This is a genomic window from Enterovibrio makurazakiensis, assembly GCF_050336585.1.
GTDB lineage: Bacteria > Pseudomonadota > Gammaproteobacteria > Enterobacterales > Vibrionaceae > Enterovibrio > Enterovibrio gelatinilyticus.
Map to the genome: position 1 here is coordinate 45717 of NZ_JAKJSE010000038.1, position 6592 is coordinate 52308.

A 6592-nucleotide genomic window follows, 5' to 3' on the forward strand; every position below is an offset into this window, starting at 1 on the left:
TCACTGTACCCAAGCGGGAGATATGTCAGCCCTTTATGCCCCTTTGTTGAGGCTTTAAGACAACAAAAATTTTGGAAATTTTCACGTTGCGGTATGCTGGTTTTTTCAGCCAACAAACGGGACGTTTTTCCATGTTTTTTCGCGTTCTAAGCCTATTGGTTGCGGTAGGCGTTATCGCTCTTATAGTCACTCCCGATGCCCCTGAATCTCTGCGTTGGATGGTGTGGGTGTATCTATTTGTGATGTGCGGTGTCGGTATGCTTGCTATGAATGCGCCGAGGATACACCAATGGTGGCTAACGAAGGAGTCTGAGCTGAAATCGCGGTTTAAGCGTTAACGCAACAAAAACAGGGAGATGGCAATGCCACCTCCCTGTTTTATAGTCAGTTATCTGATTACGCGTTTAGCGTTGGAGTTACAGCCCCTTAAGCCATGCATCGACAGCAGCAGAATGGCCTTTGTTTTTGCGCTTTTTCTTACCCGTGCCTTCTGGTTTTGCCATTGGTTTTTCTTCTGCTAGTAGCGCTTCAACGGCAGCTTCATCCACTTCAAACCCTTCAACTTGTTCACGCTCAAGTCGGATTTTGTTCTTCTTCTCGATGATTTTGAAGTGGTGATAATCTTCATGATCGATTAGCGACAATGCCAAACCGACTTCGCCAGCACGGCCACTTCGACCAATACGGTGCATGTAGTCTGCAGGGCTTCGTGGCAAATCAAAGTTGATCACTACCGGTAGTTTTTCGATATCCAAACCGCGGGCAGCAATATCTGTGGCGATCAATACATCAATGTCGCCAGCTTTAAAGCCTTCAAGTACACGGGTGCGCGAGGCTTGTGCTTTATCGCCGTGGAATACTTCGGCAGTAATGCCGCGCTTCGCAAGTTTGTCTGCGAGGTGTTCACAGGCTTTTTTAGCGTTAACGAAAATCAGCGCTTGTCGCCAATCATGCTCATGGATCATATGCGCTAGTACGGCGGTTTTCTCGCCTTGGTTAACGGTGAAAACACGCTGAACCAAGGTGCTTGCATCTGCGCTTTGCAGTTGAAGCTCGATAGGATCGTTAAGTAGCGTTTGGGTGAGCGCCTGAACTTGTTCTGGGAAGGTGGCTGAAAACAGTAAGGTCTGTTTTTTCTTCGGCAACATTTCCAACAGTGATGAAAGCTCTTCAGTAAAGCCTAGGCTCAACATGCGGTCAGCTTCATCCAGAACCAGCGTGTTTACGCGTTCGAGCTTAATGGCGTTGCTTGAAATCAAATCCAGCAAACGACCTGGGGTCGCTACAAGAATGTCTGTACCGCCACGTAGAGCAAGCATTTGGGTATTGGCAGAAACGCCACCAAACACAGCGACAGTTTTCACTGCGCCGTTAAAATGTACTGCGTAAGATTTAATGCTGTCTGCTACTTGCTTCGCCAGTTCACGGGTGGGTACCAAGACCAGCCCTGTTACAAAGTTACCTTTGCCACTTTTTGGTTTATCGCTTTGCTGTTCAACAATTTGTTGAAGCATTGGTAATGCAAAAGTGGCTGTCTTCCCTGAACCAGTGTTCGCGCCTGCAATGAGGTCACGTCCTGCCAATACGCTTGGGATTGCTTGCGCTTGGATCGGTGTTGGCTGTTGGTATTCCAGCTCTGTTAAGCGGGCTAACAGAGGGGAAATGAGGCCAAGTTCAGTAAAGTTGGCTGGCGTCTTTGCAGTAGTCATTCAGATAAATGCTCGAAGCTAAAATGTTAGCCGGACATTTTAGTGTATTTCGGGCCTCTTCAGTTAGTGATATTGATCACTTATGACTTGCGAACGGTTTCAAGTGCGGCGTGATAGCACTTAGCTTTCTCATCAAACACGAACGTTAGGGTGTTTTGGATGCTTGCCAGTTCATCATCTTGATAGTGCGAAACGTAAAGCAATTGGCTGAGATTTTCCTTGGCGATCAGCTCCAAGGTATTCTTCATAAGCCGACGCCCGAGGTAATCCAAACCTTGGTAGGGTTCATCCAAGATCAGTAAGGTGGGTTGTTTAACGATGGCGCGGGCGATGAGTAACAGACGTTGTTGGCCGTATTCCAACTTACGAAAGGGCGTTTTGATGTATTGGCTCATGTGCAAGATAGCCAGCCACTCTTTGGCGAGTTCACGTTCTTTGATCGTTGGCTGATTATATAGGCCAATCGAGTCGTAAAAACCTGAAAGAATGACCTCTAACGCGCTGCAATTTACGCGATATTGCAGGTGCAATGCTGACGATACCATGCCGATATGCTTTTTGATTTCCCAGATGGTTTCACCTGAACCACGTTGCTTACCAAAGATGTGAATGTCGTTGCTATAGCACTGTGGATGGTCGCCGAAGATCATGCCTAGTAGGGTACTTTTTCCGCAACCATTGGGGCCTTTTACATGCCAATGTTGCCCTTTGTCGATGCGCCAACTGACATCCGAAAATATGGTTTTGGTTGTGTATTCAACATGCCCGTCTTTCAATTCAAAAATTGGATTCTCAAATGGGGTTGAGTGCTGGTGGCGGCGAATTAACGCCATCATGTGCTCACTTTGCTCTTGAGATTGGGCTTTGAGCTGGGCAATAACAGGGTGAGAGTTCCATGCATTTCTATCCATGAGCCCATCGAGTTTCCCATGATTGAACAGGGCAATGTGGTCGACCCACTCTGGCATGTCTTCTTCGCGGGCAAAGGTGACGATCATTTGCACCGTTTGTGACAGTGTGGCTAGGTATCTTGCGAGCGAAGCACGATGGGCAACATCAAGTCCGCTAAATGGGTTGTCGAGAACCACAAAATCAGGCTGAGTCGCGAGTGATCGGGCGAGCATCACGCGACGGGTTTCTCCGGTCGACAGCACACGAAAACCGCTGTCAGCTAGGTGAGTCAGGTCAAGGTCTTCAATCAAGGTGCGAGTGAGCGACTCATCTTGGCTGTTCTCGTGAATCAAATCGAAAACGCGAGTGCCTTCGTCGATGCGGTCGAGAAAATCGGTATCATCGTTGGCGATTTCTTCATCCAAAAGGCGCTGCTGTTCAACCAAAGACACTTGGGCAACCTTGCCGTGACTTGTTTTGATAGCTCCAGTAAACGAGAGTTCATTGCAGAGCATACCTCCAAGCAAGGAACCGATATCCCCTTCGGAGCTAAATACGGCCCATGATTGATTGTGGGCAATGACCCAATTGTCGATGGTTACAGCTGATATGGCGCTGCTTGCAGTAACCTGATCGAATCTGACTTCCATGCGGGATGCGCTTCCTTATTATGCTCAAGGTATACATATATACCATCGAAAAAATCAGTATGTTATTACTTAAACCTTACGCCGGTTTGATTGTTTTATATGAAACTTGTCTAGACGTGAATATAAATAATGTCACATATGTTTAGCTTTGAAAAGTCCATATTTTTAGATGTTAATTATGGGTAAATCCCATTGCGTGATAATTATATGGTGCCTATTTTAGCCCGTATTTAATGCGCCGGTAATCAATATTCCCCATGCTTTTTGAGTATGAGTGGATGTTGATATGTATTCATTTGTATGCATATAAATGGTTGGTATTTATGATTCATATCATCATCTATTGTCGTTGTATTTATAGGGTAGACGTATTTAAACCCCTCCGTTAATCATTGATTCATATGCTGAATTACCTATATTTTTGTTGGTGCAAATTTATTTACAAGAAAGTCTCATTATATAAACAATTAATATCTCTTACTGTGAAGGTGGTGGTGATTTAAAAATTGATTTCCATTAAATTTTGTATGGTTTATTCCCTCAATAAATAAAATTATAAAAATCGGTCCACAGGAGCGGATATGTCAGGTTTTGGTATGGGAAAATTGGCAGGGAAGGCAATTATTGTTGAGCCAAATGGCAGAATTCTAATTGCGGCCGAAAATTCGGTATTGCACGAAGGAGATCTCCTCGTTTTACGGCACGTTGGGCATAGTGACGAGGACGATCAGACCGTGATCATTGATGTCCATCAAGATAAAGTGATTCTCCAAGAGCAAGAAAATCTCACGGAACTCGCGATGCCTGATAACTTCGATTTGTCAGACATTCTGGCAGCGGTGGAAGAAGGTAGAGATCCGACCCTGCTCGAAGGTGTAGCAACTGAGGGGGGGAATGCAGACGGCAGCTCGTCGATTACCGCACAATCGGTTATTGAATCGGGGAATTCTGCGCACGTATATACTTCCGCTGGCTTTAATACCCAATCGCCGATCTTTGATGGATTGCCCTTTCAACAACTCAGTTCTATCAGTCGAGTTTTGAATGCAGATAAAGACGAGCCAATTGCCTCGTTAACGGGTGATAGCACCATTGAAGAAGGAATGTCTGCATCTTATACCGTTTCAATTTCGAAGGCCGTCGATACTGATACCCACGTCAGCGTCTCAATCAGCCATAAAACCTCGGAATCAGGAGATATTACGCCAATAACACGTGATGTCGTCATTCTTGCAGGTCAAACATCAGCGACATTCACTTTCGATATTATTGATGATGTGTTTGACGAAACTGCCGATAGCGATACTTACACTGTTTCTATTTCTAATATTGAAACTGGAGACCCAGCCCAAAATATTGCTGCCCCTCCGGCTATAGAAACACACATTCGGGATGAGAATGCATTCGATCATGCTGAAAACAACGATGCGCCGAATCTAAGCCTATCTGGCAGCGAAACAGTGGTTGAAGGTGAATCTGCCACTTATGAACTTTTGCTGTCACACATACCGAAGTCTGATGTCATCATTACCGTGGGTGTTACTCGTATTTCCGCAGAAGGTGATGATGTTCAAGAGAGCTCGCGTCAGATAACAATTTTAGCAGGCACCAACTCGGCGAAATTTACTATCGAGACTATCGATGATGTATTTGACGAATCAGATGACAATGACGTATTCAGTGTTGTGGTATCTGGAGTTGAAGGTGGTGGATTTGAGCGGCAGCCATCTCTGCCTGAGTCAATCAAAACCACTGTTAATGATGGTGATGCGAATGCACCGATCTTAACATTGACCGGAGATTCTTCTGTTAATGAAGGAGAGTCGGCAAGCTACACGTTGACCATCAGCGAAGCGCCAACGTCCAATTTAACAGTCACTGTCGTAGTCGGTCACAAAACCTCCGAAGATGGCGATGTGACGCTTGTGACCCGTGAAGTGGTGATTGCCGCCAACACCACCTCGACCGATTTCACCGTGGCGACGCTGGATGACTCTATCCTTGAGGCCAATGACGATGACGTGTTCGAAGTGTCGGTCACTGGAACAGCGGGCGGTGGCTTTGAAGTGCTGCCAGACAACCCGTCTGCCGTCGAAACCACGATCAACGAAGACACGACCAGCACAGATAAACCGACCCTGACGTTAACGGGCGATGCGTCCGTTATTGAAGGCGCGGAAGCGTCTTACACATTGACCATTTCAGAAGCACCCACAACAGCTTTAACCGTAACAGTCGTTGTTGGGCATAAAACCTCCGAAGATGGTGATGTCACCCCCGTGACCCGTGAAGTGGTGATTGCGGCAAACACCACGTCGACCGATTTCACCGTGGCGACGCTGGATGACTCTATCCTTGAGACCAATGACGATGACGTGTTCGAAGTGTCGGTCACTGGAACAGCGGGCGGTGGCTTTGAAGTGCTGCCAGATAACCCATCGGCGGTCGAAACCACGATCAATGAAGACACCACGTCAACGGATAAACCGACCCTGACGTTAACGGGCGATGCGTCCGTCATTGAAGGCGCAGAAGCCAGCTATACATTGACCATTAGCGAAGCGCCAACGTCCAATTTAACCGTCACTGTCGTWGTCGGYCAYAAAACCTCRGAAGACGGCGATGTCACCCCCGTGACGCGAGAACTGGTGATCGCGGCAAACACCACGTCGACGGATTTCACCGTGGCGACGCTGGATGACTCTATCCTTGAGACCAATGACGATGACGTGTTTGAAGTGTCCGTGACGGGCACATCGGGCGGCGGATTTGAAGTGCTGCCGGATAACCCATCGGCGGTCGAAACYACGATCAACGAAGACACGACYGGCACTGATAAACCGACTCTGACACTCACAGGTGACAGTGAAGTGGTTGAAGGCGCGGAAGCGTCTTACACGCTCAGTATCTCTGAAGCACCCACAACAGCTTTAACCGTGACAGTGGTTGTCGGCCACAAAACCTCCGAAGACGGCGATGTCACCCCCGTGACGCGAGAAGTGGTGATCGCGGCGAACACCACGTCGACCGATTTCACSGTGGCAACGCTGGATGACTCTATTCTTGARACCAMTGACGAYGAYGTSTTYGAWGTSTCRGTGACGGGCACATCSGGCGGTGGCTTTGAAGTGCTACCAGACAACCCGTCTGCCGTCGAAACSACGATCAACGAAGACACGACYGGCACTGATAAACCGACYCTGACACTCACAGGTGACAGTGAAGTGGTTGAAGGCGMRGAAGCGTCKTACACGCTCAGTATCTCWGAAGCACCCACAACAGCTTTAACCGTGACWGTSGTTGTCGGCCAYAAAACCTCCGAAGACGGCGATGTCACCCCCG

Annotated in this window: 4 protein-coding genes; 2 read left to right on the forward strand and 2 right to left on the reverse strand. The window is 47.6% G+C overall.

The genetic code is table 11. The annotated features are described in order from the left end of the window. Nucleotides 1-131 precede the first annotated feature (131 nt). On the forward strand, nucleotides 132-338 hold the full coding sequence (locus L4D06_RS23555) for a hypothetical protein (protein ID WP_429741805.1): 207 nt from the start codon (nucleotides 132-134) through the stop codon (nucleotides 336-338). A 78-nt stretch (nucleotides 339-416) separates the two neighbouring features. Here L4D06_RS23555 and L4D06_RS23560 read toward each other — a convergent pair whose 3' ends face one another. Continuing rightward, entirely contained in the window at nucleotides 417-1709 is a 1293-nt protein-coding gene (locus L4D06_RS23560; RefSeq protein WP_274166271.1) for a DEAD/DEAH box helicase, read from the reverse strand. An 80-nt stretch (nucleotides 1710-1789) separates the two neighbouring features. Continuing rightward, nucleotides 1790-3250 carry a molybdate ABC transporter ATP-binding protein ModF gene (modF, locus tag L4D06_RS23565; protein WP_429741807.1) on the reverse strand — a complete coding sequence of 487 codons (1461 nt, stop codon included), beginning with the start codon at nucleotides 3248-3250 and terminating at the stop codon, nucleotides 1790-1792. Between the two features lie 581 nt (nucleotides 3251-3831). On the opposite strand from modF, the gene L4D06_RS23570 reads away from it, so the two are divergent. Next, nucleotides 3832-6592 (forward strand): immunoglobulin-like domain-containing protein (locus L4D06_RS23570; RefSeq protein ID WP_429741809.1); only part of this gene is annotated, 2761 nt, incomplete at its 3' end.